Origin of the sequence: Erythrobacter sp. SCSIO 43205 (assembly GCF_019904235.1) — a bacterium.
Classification (GTDB): Bacteria; Pseudomonadota; Alphaproteobacteria; order Sphingomonadales; family Sphingomonadaceae; genus Erythrobacter.
The window spans coordinates 1,240,692-1,266,104 of the sequence record NZ_CP063202.1 but is presented as its reverse complement, the minus strand read 5'-3'; the positions used below and the strand labels follow the sequence as shown (position 1 = coordinate 1,266,104).

At 59.5% G+C, this 25,413-nt stretch carries 23 protein-coding genes, 1 tRNA gene and 1 pseudogene; 8 read left to right on the top strand and 17 right to left on the bottom strand.

Going from position 1 to position 25,413, the window contains the following annotated elements; genetic code table 11:
- Positions 1-215: 215 nt before the first annotated feature.
- Entirely contained in the window at positions 216-437 is a 222-nt protein-coding gene (locus tag INR77_RS05905) for a hypothetical protein (RefSeq protein WP_034953463.1), read from the bottom strand.
- 343 nt (positions 438-780) lie between these two features.
- Here INR77_RS05905 and INR77_RS05900 point away from each other — a divergent pair, with 343 nt between their 5' ends.
- The gene (locus INR77_RS05900; RefSeq protein WP_034953461.1) at positions 781-1,044 is read left to right on the top strand and encodes a DUF6437 family protein; all 264 of its coding nucleotides are present in this window, start codon (positions 781-783) and stop codon (positions 1,042-1,044) included.
- 65 nt (positions 1,045-1,109) lie between these two features.
- Here the strand turns inward: INR77_RS05900 and INR77_RS05895 are convergent, their stop codons facing one another.
- From INR77_RS05895 to INR77_RS05865, 7 genes are all read right to left on the bottom strand, one after another.
- On the bottom strand, positions 1,110-1,508 hold the full coding sequence (locus INR77_RS05895; protein WP_034953459.1) for a single-stranded DNA-binding protein: 399 nt from the start codon (positions 1,506-1,508) through the stop codon (positions 1,110-1,112).
- A 271-nt stretch (positions 1,509-1,779) separates the two neighbouring features.
- A complete protein-coding gene (locus tag INR77_RS05890; RefSeq protein ID WP_034953457.1) occupies positions 1,780-2,049 on the bottom strand; it encodes a hypothetical protein in 270 nt (89 codons plus the stop codon).
- A 312-nt stretch (positions 2,050-2,361) separates the two neighbouring features.
- Positions 2,362-3,303, bottom strand: coding sequence for a DUF2493 domain-containing protein (locus tag INR77_RS05885; protein WP_034953455.1), 942 nt, complete (start codon positions 3,301-3,303; stop codon positions 2,362-2,364).
- A 271-nt stretch (positions 3,304-3,574) separates the two neighbouring features.
- A complete protein-coding gene (locus tag INR77_RS05880; RefSeq protein WP_034953452.1) occupies positions 3,575-4,303 on the bottom strand; it encodes an RES family NAD+ phosphorylase in 729 nt (242 codons plus the stop codon).
- Positions 4,275-4,652, bottom strand: coding sequence for an MbcA/ParS/Xre antitoxin family protein (locus tag INR77_RS05875; protein WP_007163751.1), 378 nt, complete (start codon positions 4,650-4,652; stop codon positions 4,275-4,277). The genes INR77_RS05880 and INR77_RS05875 overlap by 29 nt, the downstream gene beginning before the upstream one ends.
- A 39-nt stretch (positions 4,653-4,691) precedes the next feature.
- Positions 4,692-5,120, bottom strand: a complete 429-nt coding sequence (locus tag INR77_RS05870; RefSeq protein ID WP_223073006.1) for a hypothetical protein — start codon at positions 5,118-5,120, stop codon at positions 4,692-4,694.
- Between the two features lie 11 nt (positions 5,121-5,131).
- Positions 5,132-6,061: an ArdC family protein gene (locus INR77_RS05865; protein ID WP_034953448.1), complete on the bottom strand. Its 930-nt coding sequence runs from the start codon at positions 6,059-6,061 to the stop codon at positions 5,132-5,134.
- Between the two features lie 172 nt (positions 6,062-6,233).
- Between INR77_RS05865 and INR77_RS05860 the strand changes: the two genes are divergently transcribed.
- Entirely contained in the window at positions 6,234-6,866 is a 633-nt protein-coding gene (locus INR77_RS05860; RefSeq protein ID WP_034953445.1) for a tyrosine-type recombinase/integrase, read from the top strand.
- Between the two features lie 68 nt (positions 6,867-6,934).
- Here the strand turns inward: INR77_RS05860 and INR77_RS05855 are convergent, their stop codons facing one another.
- On the bottom strand, positions 6,935-7,408 hold the full coding sequence (locus tag INR77_RS05855; RefSeq protein ID WP_034953444.1) for a MarR family winged helix-turn-helix transcriptional regulator: 474 nt from the start codon (positions 7,406-7,408) through the stop codon (positions 6,935-6,937).
- A 74-nt stretch (positions 7,409-7,482) separates the two neighbouring features.
- Between INR77_RS05855 and INR77_RS05850 the strand changes: the two genes are divergently transcribed.
- The 4 genes from INR77_RS05850 to INR77_RS05835 are packed head-to-tail and all read left to right on the top strand — an operon-like array spanning position 7,483 to position 13,013.
- Entirely contained in the window at positions 7,483-8,370 is an 888-nt protein-coding gene (locus INR77_RS05850; protein WP_034953442.1) for an alpha/beta fold hydrolase, read from the top strand.
- Positions 8,367-8,780: a PaaI family thioesterase gene (locus INR77_RS05845; RefSeq protein WP_051699715.1), complete on the top strand. Its 414-nt coding sequence runs from the start codon at positions 8,367-8,369 to the stop codon at positions 8,778-8,780. Before INR77_RS05850 ends, INR77_RS05845 begins: the two co-directional genes overlap by 4 nt.
- On the top strand, positions 8,774-9,886 hold the full coding sequence (locus tag INR77_RS05840; protein ID WP_034953437.1) for an efflux RND transporter periplasmic adaptor subunit: 1,113 nt from the start codon (positions 8,774-8,776) through the stop codon (positions 9,884-9,886). The genes INR77_RS05845 and INR77_RS05840 overlap by 7 nt, the downstream gene beginning before the upstream one ends.
- A gap of 1 nt (position 9,887) precedes the next feature.
- A complete protein-coding gene (locus INR77_RS05835; RefSeq protein WP_051699713.1) occupies positions 9,888-13,013 on the top strand; it encodes an efflux RND transporter permease subunit in 3,126 nt (1,041 codons plus the stop codon).
- 1,923 nt (positions 13,014-14,936) lie between these two features.
- Here the strand turns inward: INR77_RS05835 and INR77_RS16035 are convergent.
- The 3 genes and pseudogenes from INR77_RS16035 to INR77_RS05820 all read right to left on the bottom strand — a co-directional run.
- Positions 14,937-15,221, bottom strand: a pseudogene (locus tag INR77_RS16035) (ParB/Srx family N-terminal domain-containing protein); the annotation flags it as partial.
- 99 nt (positions 15,222-15,320) lie between these two features.
- Entirely contained in the window at positions 15,321-19,568 is a 4,248-nt protein-coding gene (locus tag INR77_RS05825) for a strawberry notch family protein (RefSeq protein WP_034953434.1), read from the bottom strand.
- A 78-nt stretch (positions 19,569-19,646) separates the two neighbouring features.
- Positions 19,647-20,561 carry a toprim domain-containing protein gene (locus tag INR77_RS05820; protein WP_051699711.1) on the bottom strand — a complete coding sequence of 305 codons (915 nt, stop codon included), beginning with the start codon at positions 20,559-20,561 and terminating at the stop codon, positions 19,647-19,649.
- A gap of 134 nt (positions 20,562-20,695) precedes the next feature.
- Between INR77_RS05820 and INR77_RS05815 the strand changes: the two genes are divergently transcribed.
- Both INR77_RS05815 and INR77_RS05810 read left to right on the top strand, forming a co-directional pair.
- The gene (locus INR77_RS05815; RefSeq protein WP_084155715.1) at positions 20,696-21,286 is read left to right on the top strand and encodes a lytic transglycosylase domain-containing protein; all 591 of its coding nucleotides are present in this window, start codon (positions 20,696-20,698) and stop codon (positions 21,284-21,286) included.
- On the top strand, positions 21,283-21,486 hold the full coding sequence (locus tag INR77_RS05810; protein WP_007163740.1) for a DUF5818 domain-containing protein: 204 nt from the start codon (positions 21,283-21,285) through the stop codon (positions 21,484-21,486). Before INR77_RS05815 ends, INR77_RS05810 begins: the two co-directional genes overlap by 4 nt.
- Positions 21,487-21,495: 9 nt before the next feature.
- Here the strand turns inward: INR77_RS05810 and INR77_RS05805 are convergent, their stop codons facing one another.
- The 5 genes from INR77_RS05805 to mltG form a co-directional block, all read right to left on the bottom strand.
- Positions 21,496-22,749, bottom strand: a complete 1,254-nt coding sequence (locus tag INR77_RS05805) for an integrase arm-type DNA-binding domain-containing protein (RefSeq protein WP_007163739.1) — start codon at positions 22,747-22,749, stop codon at positions 21,496-21,498.
- 178 nt (positions 22,750-22,927) lie between these two features.
- Positions 22,928-23,004: transfer RNA gene (locus tag INR77_RS05800), tRNA-Met, on the bottom strand.
- A gap of 97 nt (positions 23,005-23,101) precedes the next feature.
- The gene (locus INR77_RS05795) at positions 23,102-23,770 is read right to left on the bottom strand and encodes a cyclic nucleotide-binding domain-containing protein (RefSeq protein ID WP_223073005.1); all 669 of its coding nucleotides are present in this window, start codon (positions 23,768-23,770) and stop codon (positions 23,102-23,104) included.
- A gap of 48 nt (positions 23,771-23,818) precedes the next feature.
- A complete protein-coding gene (locus INR77_RS05790) occupies positions 23,819-24,340 on the bottom strand; it encodes a 2'-5' RNA ligase family protein (RefSeq protein ID WP_223073004.1) in 522 nt (173 codons plus the stop codon).
- A gap of 104 nt (positions 24,341-24,444) precedes the next feature.
- Complete coding sequence (gene mltG, locus INR77_RS05785; RefSeq protein WP_223073003.1) at positions 24,445-25,413, bottom strand: endolytic transglycosylase MltG; 969 nt, start codon at positions 25,411-25,413, stop codon at positions 24,445-24,447.

The following is a 25,413-nucleotide window of genomic DNA, read 5'->3' as shown; positions in this document are numbered from 1 at the left end:
CCTGTCGGTCCTGCCGCGCGCGCTGGTCCGACCCGGTCGCGGTGCGCAAGTGCGTGCGGGGCCCGGAACAAAGACACCGCGCCCGCAGGAGCACCGCCGCAGGTGGTGCGGGACCGAGCGCGTCACCAGCCCCGCTCCACATCCCGCCCTCCTCTTCCACCAGCGAACACGAAAAAAGGGCAGGAACCGTCACCGGCTCCCGCCCTATTGGACGCTCAGAACTCGTCGAGCATTGCGCCATGCACCGTGTGCACCACACGGCTGGCCAGATGTGCTGGCAAGGCGTTGTAGTCACCTTCGTCGAGAGCGAAGTATCCAAGGTCGTCATCCTCGACGACGTGCTGGTCGAAGAAACTGTGCAAGGCCCGCTGTTCGGCAGTGGCGAGTGCTTCAAAGTAGCTGTTCGAATTCGATTCAATATTGCCAAGTGTAGTCATGATTTCCTCCTGATGTCTGTCGGTGAGACGACAGGAGGAAGGCGGATGGGCACGGTGCCGGCGGGTCAGGGATCGCCCATAGGGGCGACCGCGAAGCGGCGGTGGGGGCAACGATTTTGTTGGACCGCAGCGCAAGCGAAGGGAAGTCAAAATGGTGGGGCCCCGCCGTCCTTGACGCGTCGGTGCCAGGCCCGTCATCCTTGAAAGTCCGTGAGCCAGGCCCCTCCCCCGCCCGATAAAAGCGCCCGTGCCAGTCATCTGCAAAAGGACTTTCCTACAGGGTCTGGCCTGTTCCATTGGAGCCCGTGGGAGGAACGCGAAAGGGGAGTAAGGACGGACTCCAATGCCATCGAAACGAAGCGCTGTAGCCGCACTCCAGAAGCTGGAGGCTGACCGGCTGGCACTCGACCAGCGTCAGAAAGAACTCGAACAACAGGCGGCTCTTGAACTGGGCCATGTGATCCTCGGAACGGGCCTCGAAACGTTCTCGAAGAAAGGCCTGGCTAAAGCGGCCGTGGAGCTCGCAAAGCTGGGGGAGGATGAGGCGTTGAAGCGGCTGGGTGCTTCTATATCTTCTCCTCGCTCTCAACAAACGCCTGTGAAGTAGAACGATGAAAGGGGTCCTGTCCGGCTTGGACAGGACCCCTTCGGGAGAGAGATCGACGAGAGAGTTCAGTCGATCTCGGGAGCATCCTTGTTGTCGTCGTTCTCGCCGGAGCCGTTGCCGCGCGAGAGGAAGTCGACCTTGTCGGCGAGGATCTCGGTACCGTAGCGTGTGACCCCTTCCTTGTCTTCCCACTGGGTGTAGTGGATGCGGCCCTGGACGCTGACCAGCTGGCCCTTGGTGCAGTACTGCCCGACGGTCTTGGCAAGGCCGTTGAAGCAGGTCACCCGGTGGAACTCGCTTTCCTTGGCAGTGTAGCCGTTCTCGTCCTTGTAGGTCTTGCCGTCCTTGTCCCGTGCGGGGCGATCGGTGACGACGGTGATCCCAGTGACATTGGTGCCGCCCTTGGTCTCGCGAGTTTCCGGATCGCGGGCGATGCGGCCGGTGAGGATTGCGATATTGGTCATGGTTGTATTCCTTCAGTTCCTCAAACCGGAGACCATCTCCGGCTTGCGAACATCTGAAAGAAGCAGGGCATGGGAGGACTGCACCGCAGGCCTGAAAGGCCGAAGGGAAACCTGTTCATGACGGGTGGTGCGGGCAGGCGCGCGAAGCGCGACAACACGGCCGTCAAAGGAACGGGTTGCCGTCCTCAGCTGACCTGGTTCAGGACTGTTCGCGAAGAAAGCCGGATGGGTATCGGATGCGGGTCTGAAGGCTCAGATCAACCCGCTGCAATCAACTTTCGCCGTCGCTTTCCGATGCTGCCAGGAGATCCATGAAGTTGCGGGCTGCTTCCCGGTCTTCCTCGTTCTCGAACGCCGCATCGAGGTCGGGGGCGGACCCGAACATGTGCAGGAACGACCACAGTGCAAAGCGCTTGCCCCTGTCCTCTTCGAGGCCCAGGTCGACCCGGCAATGCTCAATCCCGGCTGCCAAAGTGTCGGGTGATATCTCAGCCATATTGGTCGAGGCAAAGTAGCGAAGGAGAAGATCATCGAGTTGCATTGGAAATCTTGTAGCGTGGCAAATCAGATGCGGGAACGATAAGTGCCACACCGCTGCAATAAACAAGCCTATCCATCCACAAGGGAGTAGCTTCAGAGGCGCTCAGCTACGCAACGAAGTTGTTCGAAAGCGTATCTATTCGGGCCTGTCGTTACTCTACAATCGACTCAAAGACATTAAGTGCTATGTCAGCTTCGCGACCCGAAGGGCTCGGAGCAGCAATGCAATGAGTTCTCTCCTTATGGGCGGCTCCGAATGGGGCCGCCCTTTTTTCCGCGATGGAGATGAAATCGACCGAAAGGAGAGTAAAGCCTAGGCCGTGCTTGTCGGGCTGCTACCCAACGGCCCGCGACGATCAACAACCGTGATGCGCTGCTTCTTGGCCTCGATGACAAGGCGTTCAGTCACGCCATTGCCCGGAAATGCCACCACGTAGCGAGGGTTAAGAGCGAGCATTTGCTCGTTGCGCTTGAACCCTGCGCGAGCCCCAAGACGGCGTTCAAGCCCGAATGTCAGCTGCTGCACTTCGTGGCGCTCAGCCCAGGATGCGGCGAGTTTGTCGGCTCCTTTGCCGTCGCCGCCATGAACGAGAAAGAGATCTGGAACGACGTCGCGAACCTTGTCGAGCGTAGCCCAGATGTTGGCAGCGTAGGTCTTTGCGTCGGCTTCGTTTTCGAAGCGGTTGCGGCCGCCGGCAAAGACGACCGGAGTACCCTCGGGCGAATGTGCAGCCTGACGGCATTCCTTGCGCACGCGCAGGAAATCGCGAGCATCGATCACTGCGGAAGTCATGGTCTTCGAATGACGCGCACGCGATCCTGAAACAGGCTTCCACGAGGAGCCGGTTTCGTCGCGATAGAGACCTGCCGCAACCTCGCGCATCTGCTCGAACGCCTGCATGCTGGCTTCAGCCGACTGGGCCCGCAGGGTCTGCTCCTCGAGGTTGGACGAATGCACTTCGGAGCCGTCGGCGGATGCCAGAAGGGCACGGATTTCATCCGAGGCCCGGTCCACCTGGGCCGACTTGCGGCTGGCGGCGCGGTGGAAGAGATTGACGAAGCCCCAGGCGAGATCCTCGGCGTCGGCTTCGAGCGCGGTGTCGGCAAACACCGCGAAGAGATCGGACCAGACTGCTCCGAGCGTGTGAGCCATGGCGTCCTCGCAAGGAAAGTCGAATTCGGTGAAAGGGGCAGGCGTGATCGAGAAGCCGGATAGATCGAGGCCGGCAAGCTGACTGGCGAAACTGTCATACATCTGAGTAGTCCTCCTGAGACCGGCGAATGCCGGCAGAGGAATTTCCGCGCGGCCCTGTTCGCCGTGCCCGACAAGGACCGGGACAAGGGAACGCCGCACCGCTTCAGCGGGAAACCCCGCAAGGCAAGGCTGGCGCGGGTCACACGGGCCGCAGCCTTGCGCGGGTTGCGGTGGGACCTGACCGGTCCAGGGCACAAGGACCAGCGAACAGGCTCGCGCGGGATAGTGTCGGAGTGGCGCTGGAATTGTTTGGGAGGAATCCCGGATCGGTTCAGGAGCGCTCCGGGAGGCCGAACTGTTCCGGCGTGAAGGCAAGCACCTCTGCGTGGGGGAAAGCTGCGATCGCGGTTAGTCGATCGCCTTCGTGGCGCAAGTGCCAGCCCCGCCCATGATCTGGTTCTGATTTCGCAAAGCCAGCCGGATCGAGCAGTGCGAGGTTAGTCCCGTCAGGGTCACGCGCGGAACGCGCGCGGATGGCCTGACCGCCCGCCTCGCGCACCGACACAGCAAGGTCCTGGCAATGCGAATAGTCGTCAGGGTCAAGCCATCGCTTAGCATCGCCCTCAAGCGGCGGCCTGGTCGTATCGGTCAACCGCGTGACCGAAATGGGCACGGAGAAGCTCAGATGCTCGCTTGTCCGGTTGCCCGGAACGAACCCCGGCGAGCGGCTAAAAAATTTGAGCCGCCAGTAGGCGGTCTCGGTGATCGCAGTTCCCTCGGCTTCGCTTGCATAGAAGATCCCGGGTCGCTCGTTGGCCCGGCGAAAACGGCTGGCAACCGTGTGGCCATAGCGAAAGGGTGAAGCGAGGAGGTAATGCAACCCATGCGCGGATTTCGGCAGGTCCGGCTTTGCGCTATCTGCCAGTTCTTCAAGCCGCTGTTGCTCGCCAAGGTCGGAGGTCAAACGATTGGTCGAGATGCGATGCTGTGCTTCGACCACACGCCACACCGTTCGGCGGTAGCGGCGGAACTCAGACGCGAGCGCGGTGGGCGTCCACATAGTCGCAAACGGTGATGAGACCCTTGAAGCTGTCGACGAGATCGATCGGGCGCGCATCGAGATCGAGATTGGCGGTCGTCAGCCACGCGCGCGCAGACATGTCATCGCTTCCGAGCAGAGCGTCGAGCGAACGGAACAGTCGCAGGAGGAACTGAGCGGCTTCGAATGACTTCGATGCAGGGTCGAGCTGTGCCTTGCCCGAGCGCAGGCGCGAGGCGGTCGATTCTGATACGCCCAGGATTGCACCAAGTTTGGGGTTGGTGAGGCCCCAGAACTCGGCGATGCGGGCGATAGCAGAGGTGAGCACCTTGCCATCATCGGGCTGCAATTCGAGTGGCTTCGTCGCCATAGCCCATCCTTTCATATGCAAGATATACACTCTTATCCCTCAAATGCAAGATTTCTGACGTTCGAAGACCACCTCTCCGTTCGAAAAACGCCCGACCATTCTGAGTTCGCCGAACATTCGTTCGAAACGTGGCGCCACTTGGGCGATCCAGTGGCGCGCACGGGCCGCGCGCGGGTGAGAGAAGTCAGCTTCCCAAAAGCGAGCATCATCGCGAGGGGCGAGCCAGATCGCGGCAAGCCCGCAATAGGTCGATATCCCGCAATCGGCGAAGGCGTTGCGCAGAAGGATACGGTCCTCGCGACCGCGCCATCCATCGAAGGTCTCGAAGGATGGAAAGGCTGCCTTTGTGGTATCGATGATCTCGTCGACGAGGCACTCATAGACCCAGTCCGCATCGTCGTCTTCGCCGTCATCGAGCAGGCGAAAGGCTACCAATGAGCCGGTCGGATAGCTGACGGAACGTCCCATCTCACCGCTCCTTAGGCTGCACTAGCCAAATCGACGTCGGTCTCGCCTTCAGTTGATTGGAATTCACCCAGTTCGAGCAGCAAGGTGGCTGCCTCCTCGGCCTTTGCTGCCGCGGTCAGGATCGCGCGCTCGTCCGATTTGAGGATCTTGAGCCAAGACGCGATATAGCTCGCATGATGGTCGAGGTGGGTGACCGGAAGGCCCAGTTCAGCGCCAAGAATGGCAGACGATAGCTCGGCGATCAGTTCTTCAGCGGCATAGGCATCGCTACCGAAGCGGTTCTTGAGATCGCGATCGAGCCGCGAGGAATGCCCCGTCCAGTGCGACAGCTCATGCGCGAGTGTCGCATAGTAGTGGTCATAGGCTTCGAAGAGTTCAACAGGCGGCATGGTGACGCGGTCGCGCAGCGGCTCGTAGTATGCTTGCGCGCCGTGATGCCGCAGGTTTGCCTCGATCCGGGCGAAGAAGGCATCGAGCCGCTCTTCGCGGCCTTCGGGCTCAAGCGCGGCAACCAGAGGCTTGGGATGGTAGAATTCGGAAAGGCCATCGCACTGGTCGGCGTTGAATACCGAATAGGCCTTCAGCACGCGACGGTTCTCCGTGTCCTGCCCGCCGTCAGCGGTTTCAACTTCCTTTGTGTAGCTCTTGTAGAAGATCGCGATGGTCGACTTCTCGCCTTTGCGGACCTGACCACCGAGCTTCTGACTCTGGCGGTATGTCATCCAGTAGGGAGAGGTGTATCCGCAGGCATCGGCCACCATACACAACCAAAAGGTGTTCATGCCGCGATAGGGCGTCCCGCAGCAACGCAAGGGGCGCGAAACCGGCAAGCCACGCCACGGCTTGACCCAGGGCTTGGTGCCCTCTTCGAGCTTTTCAATGATGGCGGCAGTGATGCGTCCGGCTGGAGAAACTGAAGCGGTGCGGCGGGACTTGGTCATCGATCGTCTCCTGATCACCGGAACGGACGTGTCCGGGTTCAGGAATCAGGAAGCTCACTCTCCTCTTAGCTTCGATGTCGGCTTTGCGCCCCAGTCCAAGACGTAGCCATCCAAGATCTTAGGTCCTGAAAGCGGACATTCTCTACGGCCATTCCGGCCAAGGAGAACAACAATGACCTATTCACAGTTCGATCCGGCGGCGCAGAACCGCGTGCCATGGAACTTTGGCGCGAAGATCGGTCCCAAGCGCCCTTTCAATCAGAAACAGATTTGGGCGATCCGCTTTTTCCTAGATCGCGAAGAGCGCATCAGAGACCGGGCGATGTTCGACTTGGCGATCGATAGCAAGCTGAGAGGCTGTGATCTTGTCGAGCTGAAGATCGGCGATCTGGTTAGCGGTCCAGAAATCAGGACGCGTGCAACCATCACGCAGCGCAAGACAGGACGCCCCGTTCAGTTCGAGATAGCGGCAGACGCGCGCGCGAGTCTGTTTGCCTGGCTGGAACTCAGAGGAGGTGACGTCGAGGACTTCGTCTTCCCGAGCCGAGTTGATCACACCCGTCATTTGAGCACCCGACAATACGCTCGGCTTGTCGATGAGTGGGCTGAGGCGATTGGCCTACGACCCGAAGAGTACGGCACCCACTCGCTGCGTAGAACGAAGGCTTCGATCATCTACAAAGCCACAGGCAACATACGTGCAATCCAGATATTGCTCGGTCATTCCAAGATCGAGAACACGGTACGATATTTAGGTGTCGATATAGGGGACGCTCTTACACTCGCCGAGAAGACGGAGATCTGACTGCTAATGGGCGCCAGCCTTGGTAGGGCTGGCGTCCGCTACTGAAAGCGGACTTCGCTTTGATCTAATCAGTCGACTGCCAAATTGGCTTGCATGGTGTCGATGACCCTTTGCAAAATACGAATGTCTTGGGCCGGAATGCCCTTGAGTAACTGGTCATAGACCGCATCAGCCTCCTTCCGTAATTGAGGCAGAAGATCGATCGCAGCTGGGAGCAAATGAATTTTCCAAACGCGTCGATCATCTTTGGCGCTGCGCCTTTCGACGAGGCCAAGGTCTTCGAGCTTATCGATCGCTTGACCCACGCCCGCGCGTTCAAGTTCCAGCTTTCTGGCGAGTTCGGTCTGCGTCATTCCAGGGGTCCGATAAAGATAGGCAAGCGCTCGCCACTGTGTGCGGGTGAGACCGAACTGCTCTACCGAAGCGTCAAACGTTTTTCGCAGGCGTCTCGTCACCTCTTCCATCAAAAACACGACACGATCCGTATCGTTCAGGAAGCTCGCTGCCGCTGCGTCGGCATCTTGTTCGATCTGCGTTGACATGCCTTCCCTTATCAAAACCCGAGTCTAATTAAACCTATTTACTGTAAAGTGAATTACAATATACTGGCACACATATGAAGTGCGATCAAATCACGATAGAAGGAGCTGGAGGGTTAAAGCTCGCTGCAGAGATGCTCGGCGATGAGAAAGGCATGCCAGTCCTCCTCGCTCACGGCGGGGGTCAGACCCGGCGAGCATGGAAACGTGTCACTCACGATCTGGGCGAAGCCGGCTTCTGCGTTATCGCAATTGACATGCGCGGCCATGGTGAAAGCGCATGGTCTGCCGACGGTGCCTACGAACTGGCAGATTTCGCCTCAGACCTCGTTGCGATTGCAGCATGTTTGGATAGCAAGCCAGCAGTGGTCGGTGCCTCGCTGGGCGGGCTCGCCGGGATGATCGCTGAAGGTGAGCTTGCGCCCGGCAGTTTCGCTTCCCTGACCTTGGTAGATATTGCCCCTCGCATGGAGCAGAGCGGCGTCATGCGCGTGGTCGGCTTCATGGATCAGCATGTCGAGACTGGCTTTGCGTCACCCCAGGAAGCGGCCGATGTGATTGCACGCTATGTGCCACACCGGCGCAAGCGGAGCGCGGGAGGAAATCTGCGTCATTATCTGCGCAAATCAGACGATGGACGCTTCTACTGGCATTGGGACCCGCGCTTCATCCGCAATATAATGGGATCGAACCGGCTCGATCCTGAGCGGCACGAACAGCAGTTCGAGAAGCTGAGCCAGGCCGCTGCCAGCCTAAGGCTTCCGCTGCACCTCATTCGCGGGGGGGCGAGCGATCTCGTTTCTGAAGAGGCGGTTGCCCATCTGCGTGGACTGGCGCCGCATGCCGAATACACCGACATTGCGGACGCGACACATATGGTCGTCGGAGATTCGAACGATGTATTTTCCGCAACAATCCTAAAGTTCCTCAAGCGCCACCATCAGAGCACGGAGGCCGGATCGTGAACGACGCGACATCAATGATCGATCGAGATCGACCGGAACACATGCTCGCTATTGCGCCGTTTCATCAATGGCTCGGCTTGACTGTCAAACACTTTGAGCCGGGGAAACTCCAACTCGAAATGCCGTGGCGTGATGAGATCGTTTCCAATCCGGTGATCGGCTCCGCTCACGGCGGCGTGCTCGCTTCTTTGATCGATCTGAGTGGCCTTTATGTGCTGCTTGCTATGGGGCACAAGGCCAAGGCGACCGTAGATCTGAGGGTGGACTATCACCGCCCTGCGACGCAGGGTCCCCTTCTCGCCAGCGCAACGGTCGTCAAGATCGGGCGGCAGATCTCGGTTGCGGACACCCAAATTACGGGACCCGACGATAAGTTGGTCGCCAGCGGCAGGGGTGCCTATGCATGCTGAGAAGGCTCTCTCTTTTCTTTCTAGTCGTTATACCGATCGCCCTGCACGCGTGCTCAACCGAAAAACCTGACGCTGACGCAGCCCAGGCGAACCAAGAAGGTCCGCGAACGGTCCAAACGATCAGCGTCAGCTATGAGCCGATCGCCGAGCCGGTGAAAGCATTCGGCACGATCGCTGCGAAACAAAGCAGTGCCATCGGAGCCCTGGTAGAAGGCCCGGTGGAACGCATATTCGTGAAGGTCGGAGACCGCGTCTCACGAGGAGACCCGCTTTTCCGCGTGCGGCAAGCCGACTATCAGCGTCGCGTCGCTGAGGCACAGGCAGCTGTCGATCTTGCCAATGCGCGGACCATCGAGGCTGAACGACGCTACGAACGGGTTATGGCTCTGGCGCCCAAAGGTTTCGTTTCGAAGGCGCAGGTCGATGCCGTCGAGACCGAGCTGGCGGTTGCGCGGGCTCAAAGGTCGCAAGCGCAAGCTGCGCTAGGCACCGCAAGGCAGGCATTGGAGGATACGATTACGCGCGCGCCTTATGATGGCGTCGTTACCGCCCGTTTGGTGGACGAAGGGGTCTATCTCAATAACCGATTCTCGATGGGTGGGCAGTCTGCTGCGCTTCAGCTTCAGGAGCTCGGCATCGTTGCGGCGATCGTGAACGCGCCCCAGGAGCACGTCGACGCATTCCGTCGCAATATGCCTGCACGCGTCTTTATCGAGGGCTTTGATGAGCCCTTCGATAGCACCGTCTATATTATCAACGATCGTGTCGATCCGCAGACACGAATGGTCGAGCTGCGTCTGCCTATTGCCAATCCGAACTACAGAATTAGCTCCGGCCTGGGAGTGCGAGCCGAAATTTCGGTGCCACCCGCTCTTGCCATTGTTCTGCCAAGAACGGCGGTCGTGGGAGACAGCGCCACTGCCAACGTGTTTGTGGTTGAAGATGGCAAAGTCCGGCGTCGCGACGTCACATTCGAGAGCATCGATCTAGACCGCGTTCTTATCCGTTCTGGACTGAGTGATGGCGAGCAGGTTGTTCTCGATCCGCCCGCCACTCTGCTTGACGGCGAAACAGTGGCCGTGCAATCACAGCCGCGGCGAGACTAGCATGTGGCTTGCTGACGTATCGATCCGCAGGCCGGTCTTTGCTGCTATGCTCATCGCATCGCTGGTTGTCCTGGGTATCGTCTCGTTCAACCGGCTTGGAGTGGACCTCTTTCCTGAAGTCGAATTTCCATATGTTTCGGTCACGACCGCACTGCCCGGCGCTTCCCCTGGAACGGTCGAGACCGAGGTCACCGACATCATTGAGGAGCAGCTCAATACGATCGCCGGGCTTCGCCAAATGCGTTCGATCAGTGCTGAAGGCGTCAGCATCGTCAATCTCGAGTTCGAGCTTGAAGAGGATGCCGATCTCAAGGCGCAAGAGGTGCGGGACAAAATGTCCCGATTGGGTGCCGACCTGCCTGTGGATGCCGAACCCCCGGTGATCGAAAAGGTGGATCCGGATGCAGCTCCGATCCTCTCGATCCTGCTCTCTGGCGACATGCCGATTAGCGAACTTACGGCGTTTGCCGACGAAGTGGTGACGGAGCGGCTACAGCGCGTCCCGGGCGTCGGCTCGGTTGAGCTGGTAGGAGGGCGCGAGCGAGAGATGCGCATCTGGCTCGACCCATCCGCAATGCGCGCCCGCGGTGTGACGGCCGATGACGTCCTGGCCGCCCTACAGCGCGAAAACGCCGAATTACCCGGCGGGCAGTTGGTGACAGACGGTCGGACCCGCCAGTTCGGTATTCGCACAATGGCTGAAGCAGCTACGGCGTCGGAGTTCACCGCTATTCCCATCGTCTATCGGCCAAATGGCCAGACGGTGCGCATCGGAGATGTTGGGCGGGTGGAAGATTCGGTCGAGGACGAGACGACTTATGCCCAGCTGGACGGTGTTCCAGGCGTAGTGCTCGAAGTGCGCAAGCAAAGCGGTGAAAACACGGTCGCGGTCGCTGAGCAAATCCGGGCAGAGATCGAAACTGTTCAGGCATCAGCGCCTGAGCGCGTAAACTTCGTCATCTCACGGGATACATCGCGTTTTATCGAACAGGCGATCGGTGACGTCCTATTTGATCTCTTCATCGCCGTGCTGCTCGTCGTCGCTGTGACCTTTTTATTCCTGCTGAGCTGGCGAGCGACAATTATCGTGCTGCTCGCCATACCGACCTCGATCGTCGCGACGTTTGCCGCCTTCGCTGCATTCGACTTCACCATCAACATGGTTACCTTGCTTGCCCTGACGGTCGCTATTGGGTTGCTGGTCGATGATGCCATTGTCGTGGTTGAGGCTGTCCAGAACGACGTCGACGAAGGGGCCGACAGGACCGAAGCTGCCCATGCTGCGACCAAGCGCGTTGCGCTCGCCGTATTGGCTGGAACCTTCGCTACATTGGCGGTCTTTGTTCCGATTGCCTTCATGGAGGGGATCGTTGGCCGGTTCTTCTTTCAGTATGGTCTCGCCATCGTCTTCTCGGTGAGCGTATCAATGCTGGTTGCATTCACCCTTACACCTGCGCTTTCCGCCCGGCTGCTTCGACCGGAGCAACCCGAGGACGGGTGGCTTTCTCGCGTTGAACGATTTCATGTTGGCATGCGCGAACGTTATGTCGGGCTGGTGGCTTGGGCCATACGGCATCGATATCTTGTTCTTGGAGGGGCGCTGGCCAGCGTCTTCGTGGGCGGGTTCTTTGCAGCGCTCGTTCCCAGCACCTTCATGTCGACGACGGACCGTTCAGAATTTCTGGCCACTGTGGAACTTGAGCTCGGAACGGGCATCGCCGGGGCCAAGGATGCCGCTCAGCGCGTCGATGCAGCCTTGCGGACAAATCCCGAAGTCGAACTTGTGTTCATAAGCGCAGGAGGCGGGACCAACCCGAAGATCAACGAATTGGACGTCTATGTTGGCCTGACACCGAAACGATCGCGAGAGGATTCTCAAGACGATGTAATGTCATTCGCGCGCGAAGTTCTCGCCGAAAGTGACGCTCAGGTCCAAGACTCCTCGGTCTCTGAGGTGCCCTGGGTATCGGGGGCCGGTGTCGGACAAACCGCCATCGAACTGATCGTCACCGGGTCAGATACGAATGCGATCAACGATTACGCTCAATGGCTTGAGGGCGAATTGGCAGCGCGTCCGGATTTTGTCGACGTTCGCACAACCTACCAAGGGGGACGCCCCGAGCTACAGGTTAAGCTCGACCGTGATCGCGCAGCCGACCTCGGCATTACGGCACAGAGCTTGGCAGCATCGAGCCGAACGCTAATTGGCGGAAGTGAGGCGGGCACTTTCGAGTCCGATGGCAGGCGATATGATGTCCGCGTACGGCTCGACGAGGGTTCAAGACAAAGTCTCGCCGATATAGAGACGCTTCCGCTCAGGACAGGGCAAGGGACACTTGTGGACCTTGCGGCGATCGCTGAAGTTGACGTCGCATTCAGCGCCGCCGAGATCGAGCGTATCAATCGCTCAAGACAGGTTTCTGTCCTCGCGGATACTGCGCCCGGTGTCGCACTTAGTGTGGCGGTGGCCGAGGTTGAAGAGCTGATCGCGGCGAACCCACCCCCGACCGAGCTTTCAACCCAAATGGAGGGGACCGCACGCCGTCTGGCAGAGACCGGAGAGGCAATTGCGTTCGCCTTTCTACTCGCAATCGTCGCGCTCTATATTGTGCTCGCGAGCCAATTCAACAGCTTTGGCCAGCCGATCATCATCATGTTGACTGCGCCCCTGTCTTTCTCCGGCGCCTACTTCCTGATGTGGGCGGCGGGACAGGAAATGAGCCTGTTTGCCCAGATCGGACTTATCGCCCTGATGGGGATCGTCATGAAAAACGGCATCCTGCTGGTTGACTTGGCCAACCAGTATCGTGAGGCGGGGATGGACGCGGCTAGTGCCATGCGCAAAGCAGCGCCGGAGCGACTCCGACCGGTTTTGATGACAGCGCTCGCGGCTGTTTTCGGAATGATGCCGGTCGCGCTCGCGCAATCCGACGCGGCCGAATGGCGTAACGCAATGGGCTACATCATCATCGGTGGTCTGACGACATCCACGCTCCTCACCTTGTTGGTAATCCCGGCTGCGTATTCAGCAACGTCTGACATTCGCCGCGCGCGCCAGAGTTTTGCGAATATGATCGCAAACCTACGATCCAGAAAGGTGGCAACCAGCCCGGAAGTGCAGGAATAGGCGCGGGAGCGTCTGTTCGCAGCATTCGGGGGCTTACGTCAAAGGCTGAGCCAAGACGAAGCGTTTCTCAATCGCGCATCAGGTCCGGTATTGGGTCGTAAGCAGAACGTCTGCTTCACACATTCAAATGCTGATGAGCAGACATTCTGCAATCGGCCCAGACCTGGACATGAAAAAGGCGGCCCGTCCCGAGAGGGACGGACCGCCCGCCGAGTAACCTGGACCTGTCAGGAGGGGTCAGGCAGCCGGCTCGGCAATTTCGTTCGCGGTCTCGTCCTCGGCCGGGTCCACTGTTTCATCCTCGACCGGCTCCTCAGGCGGACCGAAGCGCATGATCTCGGGCACCCACGCTCCCGCTCGCGTTTTCACATCCGCCTCGCCGATGAAATTGCCGGAGAAGATGCGCTCGGCTGCGCTCGCCAACTCTGCTTTCTTCGAACCTGCATAGCGACTGACGAGTTCGGGGCCGCCTGCTGCATCGAGCGCTTCGAGTGTACGCGCCTTGGCCACACGATCGAATAAGTTCGCCGCCGTCGGCCGCCACCAGTGCGCGGTCTCGATCTCGAGCAGCGACCCGAGGATTTCATGCAGCGGCGCCGAGCGATCGCCTTCACACGCAAGGCTCGCGACCAGCGTGCGGGATACGACATGACCGAGCCAGGCCGAACGTGCTTCATCGCTCAATGCGCGGAAGCGTTCGAACCGTTCGACATCGGTCTCGCCGGCGCGCCAGCTTTCGTCGAGCGAAGCGACAAATTCGGCGAGCGCAGCGCTTGCTGGGGCGTCCTTCGCCTCGAAGCCGACCACCGGTCCCGATGCTACCGAGCCGACCAGCGTCGATGCCTTCTTCGCGCGCCAGTCATGCCCATCGGCATCGGCGAGCGTGAAGACCATGAAGTCGAGCGCAAGCGCAGGATCATTGGCCAAGTGGATCGCCAGGATATCGCGGCGCTGCATCGCGAGCTCGTCGAGCAGTCGCTGCGAAAGCGCACCGCTCTTGCGCTTGGTATCAGCGCCAGCATCCACCGGTTCGACTGCTCCGTCGTCAGCGTTGACGACTTCAACTTCGGTGTAGAATTGCGGCACCAATGCCGGTTCGCCATTGCGAGAGAGCACGAGGAACGCTCCAGCCTCCGACTTCAGCTCGTCGGCAAGCACCGGCGGACGATCGTTGAGATCGCGCATCGCGCGGTCGATCGAGACCAGTTCCTCTTCCGCCTTGGCGATCTCGCTTTCGTCGCTGTCCTCATCCTCAAGGATGGCGGCCGTCCGATCGTAGTCGGCTTCAAGGTCGCTGAGCTCACGAGCCTCGTCTTCGGTTAGCGGAGCCGGTTCGCATGGGAGCCGATTGAGGCCCTCGATGAGATCGTGGCTGACATAGTTGCCAAGCGTGGGTCGCACCCAGGCAAGACCGTGTTCTTCCGCGACCTTCTTCGCAGCATCATCCATCGCTTTCTGGGCAAGGTCTTCGAGAAGCGCGACATCGATCCAGCTCTCGCTGGCTTCGTCGTCGAACAGTTCGCGTTCGATCCGGCCGCCTGCAGCAAGGTAGGCATCGCGCCCGACCAGAACCGCGCGCGGATCGGAGCCACGAACAGTGGCATCAAGCACCATGCGCCGGATTGTGTCTGGCGTGACCTGGTACCAGGCATCCTTCAGTTCGGCAAAGACGTGCGCCTGACGATCGATGTCTGAGATTGCCCCATAGGCCTTGGCCATGTCGAGCGTGATTGCGCCTTCGGCGAGCGCTTCAAAGACACAAGGTGCGAGGCCTGCCAGACGCAGACGACCCTCGACAAAGCGGGCCGTGAGACCGAACCGGCGGGCAACGTCTTCGGTACTGGCTCCCGCCTCGATGATCGCAGCAAAAGCCTGTGCCTCGTCGGCCGGGTTCATTGCGAGGCGCTGGAAGTTCTCGGCGAGGCTTGCTTCGCGTACTTCGCTTTCCTCGCCTTCGATGACGAGACAAGTGACTTCGTGATTCTTGGGAAGAGAGCCCTCCTCGGCCAGCGCCTGGAGCTGAGCCAGACGGCGACCACCGGCCTCGACTTCGAACTTGCCGCGCTTTGCTTTTCGCACGACGAGGTTCTGCAAGAGTCCGCGGGCGGCAATGTCCGCCCGCAGCTGCAGGTCGGCAAGTACGTCGCTCGACTTGCGAACATTCCGCGGGCTTGGGACGAGCTTTTTCAAAGGAATAGACTGGATCATGGATTGTCTCCTGATGGATTGGAAAGCCACGCGAAGATGCATGGCCCGACAAGCCACCGGCTCCCTCCCCTCTCTCAGGCTTGGTCGTGGATTTGCCCGTCAGGCTGCAATGGCCGGGAGAATAGAGGATGCCTTCGACACGGGGACGAAAAGGCGTGTGCGGTAACGAATGATCTCAGTGAAGCAGCCCTTGGCCTTGTACCAGTCGAGCCGCTCAGGCGCATACCCGGTGAGTTCGAGGCGTTGCTCGCCGCCGACCAGTGAGCGCTTGATGGTCAGCGCGTCATGACTGGTAAGCGGCTGGGGCGTCCCGCTTGCCAGGACCAGTCTTCCGAGCTCAGCCGGATCGGGGCCGGACATACCCCTCAAGCCGAACGTCTCGGCAATCTTGGCAAGGTCGATATCGAGCGCTTCGCGCCCGATAATCGAGCTCCCGTCCTCGGCGGCAAGGCGGGTGACGCGAACATGGTCTCCAGGCAGCCGCTTCCAAACCGGGAGCAATAGCCCCGCGGCCAGATGCACTCTTTCGGTCACCGGCGAGGCAGCTGCGGCGCTTTCTTCTTGTGTCCAGAGCTTGGAGAACTCGGTTACGCCGACCTCTTCCCACAAGCTTTCACCGAGCGCATCGAGCGTCCAGTTGGCGGATTTAAGCGGGCGAAGAAGGCAACGGCGTTCGATCACCGCGCCATCATCGGCAATGAGGCGGCGCGCCGGAACTGACAGGGCCACCTTGCCCGAGCGCGCATTGCGCAGGGGAATAGCCTGGAGTGATCCGATCTCGTGCATCCTCACGAGACGTTTGAAGCGCAGCGGACGCAATCGGCGTTTCACTTCGAGCGAGAGGAGGCGGGTTTGGGCCCCCGAAACAGGATCGGTGCGAAGAACTTCATCAGACAGCACCGCAAAACTATCGACCCGGACCGTTTCCAGCCCCAGGTCGAGCGTGCCAGCCTCGCGTGCGGCCTCGATCCGCGCTTCAACAAGTCCGAGATATTCCTCGAAGATGCCGTTCTGCAGTGCGATCGGAAGCGCAAGTATGCGGTTGAGCCAGCGTTGGATGGAGGGAAGGTTATCGCTCAGGCCGCCATCGGGGTTCTCGAGCTTTAGGCCTGTTCGCTCGACGAAGTCCCCGAAACGGGCCGCCTCGAGTTTTCCATCGTAAAGCAGGTGGAACCAGCGCGAGAGCGCGTCTTTCGCATAATCGCTCTCGAGATTGTCGGCAGGGTCGAACAGGTTCTGTCCCCCTGTCTGACGCTGGCCGCGTGTAAGAGCGCCCAATGCGTCGAGCCTTCGCGCGATGGTCGAGATGAAGCGGCGTTCGCCCTTCACATCGGTCGTGACCGGGCGGAACAGCGGCGCAGAAGCCTGGTTGGTGCGGTTGGTCCGGCCAAGACCCTGGATCGCATTGTCCGCGCGCCAGCCCGGTTCGAGGAGGAAATGGACGCGGCGCTGCTGGTTCTGGGCATCAAGGTCGGCATGGTAGGAACGTCCCGTACCCCCAGCGTCCGAGAAAACCAGAATCCGTTTGGTTCCGTCCATGAAGCATTGTGCTTCAGCGACGTTGGCGCTTGCGCTTCGACGTTCAAGCCGCTGCTGACCGTCGCGACCCAAAACCAACCTGCGCGTGCGGCCCGTGACCTCGGCCACAGCCTCGGTCCCGAAGTGCTCGATGATTGCATCGAGTGCAGTGGCGATTGGCGGGAGGGCGCAAAGCTGTTCGATCAGCGCGTCGCGCGCGGCGATGGCACGCGAGCAAAGAACGGGATTGCCGTGCTCGTCGCTCATCGTTTCAGAACGCAGATTGCCCTCCTCGTCAGTGAAGACCTGCATCAGTCGAACCGGAAAGCTCTTCGCCAGATAGTCGATGACGTACTCGCGCGGAGAGAGATCGATATCGAGCGCTTCTCGCTCCTCGTTCGAGAGATCGGCCAGGCGCCGGTCGAGCATGGCCTCAGCGGTCGAAACCAACTGCACGACAACCGAATTGTCCTCGCCAAGCGACGCTTCCATGGCGGGGATCAGGCTCGGCAGTTTCATCGAGAGCAGAAGCTGCGCAAAGAAGCGCTGCTTGGTGCCTTCGAACATCGAGAGCGCCGCAGCCTTTGCGTTGCGATTGAGTGTATCGCCGCTGTCTTCGTCGACTACGCGGGTCGCTTCGAGCGCTTCGTCGAGGTTGTGGTGGATGATCGCCCAGGCATCGGCGTATGCATCGTAGATCCGCACCTGCGCTTCTGTGAGCTGATGTTCGAGGATCTCGTATTCGACCCCGGCAAAGGACAGTGCGCGTGCAAGGTAGAGCCCCTGTGCCTTGAGATCGCGGGCGACAAGTTCCATCGCTGCCACGCCGCCGGCGCGGATTTCGGTCATGAATGCCTCATGCGTTGGAAACGCAGTTTCTGGCCCCCACAGCCCAAGGCGGGCTGTGTAGCCGAGATTGGCAATGTCCGATGCGCCGGTAGCGGACGCGTACAAAACACGTGCTCGCGGCAGGTGGTTTTGCAGCCTGAGCCCCGCCATCCCTTGCTCTGAGCCTTTGACTTTGCCGCGGGTGGAGGAAGAGCCGAGTGCGTTCGCCATGGCATGCGCTTCGTCGAAGGCAATCACGCCCTCGAATTGTTCGGCGGCCCAGGCGAGGATCTGAGCAAGCCTCGTGTCCTCGGCGCGTCCCGAGCGAAGCGTTGGATAGGTTACGAACAGGATACCCTCGGCCATCGTCACCGGACTTCCGAGCTTCCAACGGGAGAGCGGCTGGATATCGAGCGGAAGCCCGCCAAGCGCTTCCCAGTCGCGGCGCGCATCTTCGAGCAGTGCCTCGTTTTTGGTGATCCAGATGTGACGGCGTTCGCCCGAGAGCCAGCGGTCCATCATGACGGCTGCAATTTGGCGACCCTTGCCCGCACCCGTACCGTCGCCGAGGAAGAACCCCTGGCGATAGGAATAACCGTCTCCTGCAAGTTCGACCGTCGTCCCATGTTGAGTGGGACGGAATTGCCCCGGAAGGTCGCGGGCGAATGCCTCGCAAGCGTAGATCAATGTTTCGCACTGAGCGGCAGAGAGCAGTTTGCCCTCCTGCCAGTTTGCGGGAAGCAAGGGGCGCGCTTTCGGCACCGGTGCCGCGACCGAGCCCATCGCAACCGATTCTACGAGCGGTGTCGGGTGAACGGCAGCATCCTGCATGATGACGCGGCTCGGTCGGTAAGGCAGGTAGATACCCGCCTGCTCTGGAACGGGTGCAGGCTCTTCCAGGGCTTGATAGTCGAGCGCGACTTTAGCGCTTTCGTGGGCGGCTTTGGTCTCGAAAGGAGCGACCGGCTTGCGCGCGGCGCCGCCCTTCACCGATGTCGCAACCGAACGTACCGGAAGGCGATGGATCTTGGCCTGCAAGGGCGCACGATTGGGCAAATGCGCCAGGCAGGAATTCAGTTCAGTGAGGTCTGCGAACTCCCCCGTGATCGTGGAAGCGTCCTGAAGAGGCTCCTTGTCGATGACGACCATTCTGACCGCGATCCCGGTTCCGCTTCGTGAGAATGCGCCCGACAACCGGACGTTGAGCAGCAGCGAAGCCTGTTCCTGGTCTTCGACAAAAGCCACGGCATCAAAGCTGTCCGGGAGAATGGCTACGAGGCGACCTCCTACCGCGCAAATCCGAAGCGCACTGCGCAAATGGCGCATTGCCGTACGGCCATCGCCGCCCCGCTCGCGGCTTCGGGCGAACGGAGGGTTCATCAAGATGACGCTGGGGTTGAGGCTGGGACTGGGGCTATTGGCGAGTTCGGCGATTAATTCGCCATCATGAGCGGATAGTCTGGCACGAGGGAAGATATGCGCCAGCGCATCGCGGCGCGCGGGATCGATTTCGTTGAGCGTCAGCGAGCACCCTCGAACGTCGCCCCAAAGCGCAAGCGCGCCATTCCCGGCTGACGGTTCGAGAATGTGATCGCGCGTGCCAAGGGACGCGGCCTTGGCCATCAGCCATCCAAGGATCGGCGGCGTCGAGAATTGCTGTAATTCGACCTGGCTCTCGCTGCGCACGTGGCGAGGAGGTAAGGCTGCATCGAGCCAATCGAACCGTGCTGCAGCCTCGTGGAAACCTGTCTCGAGGTCGGTCCGTGAGAACTCGCGAAGCCATAGCAAGGCTCCAATCTCGACCGCGTTGTTGTAATCGTCGATGGTCCACGCACTGCCCCAGTCCTGCACGCCGGTTTGAGCGGCGAATAACCCGGCAATGTTGGATCGCGTAAGGTGGCATCCATCCGCAAGTCGCCGGGCAATGTGTTCACCGATTGCGAAAGCGAGCGGAATTGTGCTCGATGTCTCGCGGTCTGGGAAAAAGTCTGACTGAAACATGGCTTGTCGTCCTCCTGATTGAGGCATCGGGACATGCGCCCTCTGCCGGGTCAGGAATTCGAGAAGCTCTCTCTCCTCTTATCGACACGCCTTGCGGTGAAGCCATGACTGGAGTTCGTCGTTCCAGTCGGTCCCGCGTGAATTGGGCCGTCGGATCTGGATGTCTCGCCCTTCACGGAGATAGGCATCGCGCCCTCGCTCGGCCGCAAGCTCGCCGCCCGCATCGTGATCGACGAAGAGATGGAGCTCGCTCACGCTCTCTGGGATGGCAACCAGGCCGAAGCGTTCATTGCCCAGCGTTGCCCATGTCGGGATACCGGTGAGCGCATAGGCCGACATAGCGCTCTCTATGCCTTCGGCGAGACCGAGCCTTCCCTCGGCGGGTGCGAACAGACGTACTGCCGCCTCGCCAAGTGACCCCAGTGCGCGTTTCGGCTTGGCAAACGATGCCTGGGTACGGCCGGAATGCGAGAGGAAAGTCCGGTGAACGGCAATCGGCCCCTCGTCGAGGCTGACCGCAGCGATCATCGCTGGCAGGAAGCGTGCGCGACCCTTCGGTCCAAGCGGCGTGCGCGGATGAAATTTCAGCGCATGGGACGTGGCGAGGATGCCGCGCCCTTCGAGGTAGGCCTTGGCAGGACTTCGGTGCAACGGTCGAGCATCGCGCCAGATGCGGAGTGCTGCAGCCGATGGCTTTGTAGAATAGCGCGGCTGGATCGGAAACTCGTCGGAGGACCCTGAGAATAGCGCAGAGGTCTCGATCCCTTCTCGAGCGAGGGCAGCGAGCACGCTGTCCTGATCACAGCCGGCGAAGCAATGCAGGAGAATGGCTTTCCGGCCAAGCGTGACACCGAGCGAAGGCGTGCGATCGTCATGCGCAGGACAACGGGCCATGCCTTTGGTGCCTGACCACTTGCCGCCGCGGCTTTCGCAGAGCTTGCGAGCGGTTTCCTCAAGCGAAGGTCGGGAAAGGGTTGAGTTTGAAACGGACATACTGGCTCCATCGCCTCACAACTGCCCCTGCCGACTGTCCCCTCTCCTCTTCCCGGACGCGCACGGCGCTTTCCTACACCCCAATGTTCTATTTATGTTCTATCGCACATCCAGGCAAGCTAGGAGAGAGCGTGATGAGACGAAAATGGTTAACTGGCGTGTGTTGCGGGCTTGCAATTGCGATCCCCGCTATTGCTCAGGCGCAGGAGTTCCGGGTCTTTGATCATCGACTGAGCAAGGTTGAAAAACCGGCAGACCAAGAAGTCACGTATGGCCCTTCATTGGCGGTCATTGGGACCGAAGGAGGGTACCCATCGGCCGCCAACCGAAGTTTCAAGGAGACGCTCTACGAACCCCTCATCCGCCAAGCTGAAGCAAGGTATCGATTGCCGCCTCGCTTGCTCCAAGCATTGGTCTGGCAAGAATCCCGGTTTAATCCAATGGCGATCAGTCCGGCTGGTGCTGCCGGACTTGCGCAACTTATGCCTGCAACCGCACGAGAACTCGGCGTAACCAATCGGCACGACCCAGCTCAGAATATCGACGGTGGCGCGCGATATCTAAGGCAGATGCTCGACCGGTTTGGTGCGATCCATCTCGCATTGGCGGCCTACAATGCGGGACCCGGCGCGGTATCCCGTGCTGGTGGAATTCCAAGAAATCGGGAAACGCCGGGATATGTGAGGAGCGTTATCCAAAGATGGATGGCATACGGAGCACTATGAACACGAATCGGAAAAGGATCAGCGGACGGCTCGAGCATCTCCCGCGTGGGGCAGCTATCGTGACAGATGCAGGCGACCACTGGGTTCTGGAAGGCTACGAACCATCGAACGATGACTTCGGTTTCGAGGTCACCGCCGAGGGTGTCGTTGTGGGCTTTGACCGCCTTCGAGTTGAGTGGCTGGGCCAAGTCCCGGCATAGCACGCTAAATCACGCAGCTCTCAAGATCGCAACATTGCCTGTTTTTCCGCGCATCGCATCGAGGAAGTTCGCCCAATCTTGAAGCATCGCGCGACGGGGCGCCAGATACTCTGCGGCATTATAGGCCCCGCGAACTTCGTTCTCCTCGCTATGAGCCAGTTGAAGCTCGACCCAGTCTTCATGGTACTTTCGGATCCACATTGGCGGTTGGCCGACTTCGACAAGCTGTTCATTGGCCCATGTGCTCGCAAGACCTCTGAAGCCATGAACAGTCTGCCGACCGTGATAGCCCAGACGATACAAACCATAGATCATGGTGTTTTCGGATAGCGGCACTCCACGCTTCTGGCCGGGAAAGACATAGTCACTTTGAGAACATGCGATCATGTCCTTGGCGAGCGAAGCGGCTTGCATTGACAATGGTACGATATGCTCACGGTGCATCTTCATTCGATCAGGCCCGATGCGCCAAAGCGGAGAGTTTCCTTCTAGATCCTCGAACTCGTGCTTCTTGGCAAAACGAAGTTCCTTCGTTCTGACCCATGTCAGAAGCGCGAAGGTGAGCGCTGCGCGAGTAATCTCGGAGCGTCGCTCCCCTTCTTCATTGTATTGATCCAGCTTGTTTATGAGCTCTGGCAACAGAGCGAGCGGCAGTTTGGCCATATGCTTTACGCGAGGTCGCGGCTTCAGAGCGCCGCGAAGATGAGCCGTGGGGTCCGCATCGCAAAGCCCACTCGCGATGGCGAACTGGAAAACTTGGCCAATGCTCTGCTTCGCACGCCGACTGATATCCAGAGCCCCCCGTTCTTCAATATTGCGGATCACGCCTAAAACTTCAGGGGGGGTGATCTCGTGCATCATCCTTTCGCCCAATACCGGAAACACGTCCCGTTCCATCCGAGACCAGACACGCTTCGCATGAGCTGGATCAAGGCTGCTCTTTCGATTCTTGTGCCACATCTCAGCAACAGCCTTGAAGGTTTTCTCTGGCTCGAAATCTCGACCAGGCTTGTGGACCATCGGATCCTTGCCTTCGGCCAAGGCAGCCCTTGCAAGCGTCTTCAACTCACGCGCAGCCGCTATTCCGACGTCAGGATAAGCACCAAAGGAAAGCAGCTTCTCCTTTCCGCGATAGCGGTATTTCATGCGCCAGAGCTTCGAACCGTTCGCTTTTACGAGGAGGAATAGCCCTTCACCGTCGGCAAGCTTGTAGGGTCGTTCTGCCGCCTTCGCATTCTTGATCTGAATCTCACTCAAAGCCATTGGGGGTATCGCTCCTTTTCGGTACCCCCCGAAAGTACCCCCAAAATACCCCCACTCCAAATCCGGCTTCAAGCGCATGCAAGCGAACGCAAGCGGACGCGAATCAGCGACATGGTTTTGATTTCATTGTTTTTTTCGGATTTATACGGAAGAATGCGAACCCATGCGGATTCGAGAATGGTAGCGGAGGAGGGACTTGAACCCCCGACACGCGGATTATGATTCCGCTGCTCTAACCACCTGAGCTACTCCGCCCCAAGGGCATCTGACCACAACCAAGCATCGCCAGATTCGCGAGGCCAAATGCCTCAAGCGAGGGCGCGCTTTAGGGCGCTGCTGAGGGCTGGTCAACCTAGTTTTGCGCTTCTTCGATTGCCTCGTTCATTCGCACCACTTTAACAGCGAGCGAACGGTTAAAGGCATTGTCGACCGCGCGGCCAATTTCCGGCAGGCTTTGCGACAATTGTGCAAGCGCATCCCGGTCGATTTTGGCATAGCGCAAAGGGTGTACCACAGTCACCGTCGCACTGGCGCCATTGCCAGAGATGTGGCTGATCTCGCCGACAAATTCGCCGTGCCCACATTCGCTGACGAATTGGCCATCGCGTTTGATCGAGACACGTCCGGCAGCGATATAAATCAATGGCGGATCAATCTGGTGCTGCTCTATGAGAACCTCACCCAGCTTGCCATCGCGCCATTGCATAAGGTCGCGCAGCCGGTTTTGTTTGGATGGGTCTTCAATCTGCATGACATGATCGAAAAGTTCGCGCTCTTCGCTGGTCATGGAGCCCGATCTTGCACGGTTCCAAAGCTGGTACAGGCGCGCTGCATTCAGCAAGGTGAAAAGGACCGCAAGAACCAGTTCAAGTCCAACATTGCCCGAAAAGGCGAAGTACAAAACACCAAATATACCGCCGACGAGCAACAACAGCCGCATCAAACGCACCTGATGCGGTGCCATCGCTGCCAGAAGCGCAATCCCCGCGATCCAACCCGAAGCCGTGCTTAAATCGGACATATACCCCCTCGCATCATGCCCCCATGCAGATGCTCATTCGTGCGGGCCTTATACTAGCTCTTCTTTTCCGCGAAAGACACTTGATTTGATCTTCTCCCACGGTCCATCGCGATAAAGATGCAGTTCGAGGGCAGGAAAGGTGAATTGGCGCTGCTCAAGGGTGGGGGCAAGCTTTGCTTGAAGAGCGCGCGCTTCGTTTTTCGTGACCTTATTTTGAATGGTGATATGCGGGCGCGGCTCGTAAAGATCTTGCGCGGTGAGGCTGCCGTGGAAATGCTCTGCGATAAGCGCACGAAGAGCGAGGAGAGGCTCGCTTTGCAGCGCGATTGCCGTGCCCTTCCCCAGGTCCATAATGCCGGTCACAAACGCTTTGGGAGGCGCAAATTCGCGCGTTACCTGAGGCAGAAAATCCTTGAGCTCGTCAAATAGCGACGGGGCAAAGGAGTGGAACATGGTGACATGAGCGTGAAGATAGTTGCGCTCAGCCGGATAATGTTCACAGCGAAGCTTATCAGCCCACCTTTGAATATCGGGCGGGAGGGCCGCCGTCACGATGAACGGCTTAGCCATTATGGATTTCGCGCCGAGGACCGTTGGACAGCATGGTCATTGAAGACCTTCTTCACTTTCATCGCACAGCTTGGCAATGTGAGCTTTTCCGGCGCAGGTCACCCTCAGTCCATTTCCCCGCGTTCACGGCGCAATTGAAACCAGCGTCCCACCGCCTCATTATGACCCTCTAGCGTCTCGTTGAACTCGTGCCCGCCAGTGCCATCGGCGACCATGAACAGGTAATCGTGATCCTCTGGGTTCAGCACTGCAGCAATGCTTTCGCGCCCCGGGTTGGTGATCGGACCGTCGGGGAGGCCGAGCTTGGTATAGGTGTTGTAGCCATTGACCGCCGCGATCTCTGACTGCCGGATACGGCGGCCCAGCGGTTTACCCTTGGTGATGGGATAGATGATCGTGGGGTCAGCTTGCAGCATCATGCCTGTGCGTAGGCGATTGGAATAAAGCCCCGCGACAGTGCCGCGCTCTTCAGGCGTACCAGTTTCTTTTTCGACGATGCTCGCCAAGATCACAGCCTCGCGCATGGTCGAGACAACAGCGCGGTCGCTGCGCTCAGCCCAGGCTTTGGCGAGGTAAAGGTCCATCGCCTCCTGCATCTGGTTAATCAGGCTCTGGCGCGATTGCCCGCGTTCGTATGAATAGGTGTCGGGCAGAACAGACCCTTCGAGCGGCACGTCGGCCTCTCCGGTCAGCAATTCCTCGGCCATCAGCCGCTCCCACACAAGCACGCTCGGCATCCCCTCGGGTATCGTGATGAAGCGGCGGATGACGTCGCCCGATTGGAACATTGCAAGGATGTCGCCCTGGCTCATACCGGGCTCAAGCTCAAACTCGCCCGCCTGGATCGGATCAGAGGAGCCAAACACGCGCGCGTAGATGAGAAAGCCGTCGGCTGAGCTGATATGGCCTGCCGTCTCCAGATCGCGCGCAACCGTGGTGAGCGAAGAACCAGCAGGGATGAGGAAAGGCGTCTTTGCCTCGACCTCAGCCCGGCCCATCATCGACATAATCAGCGCTGCCCCTGCGACTATCGCCACAAGGCCCAGCCCGACGACAATGCCGAGCTTTCGCAT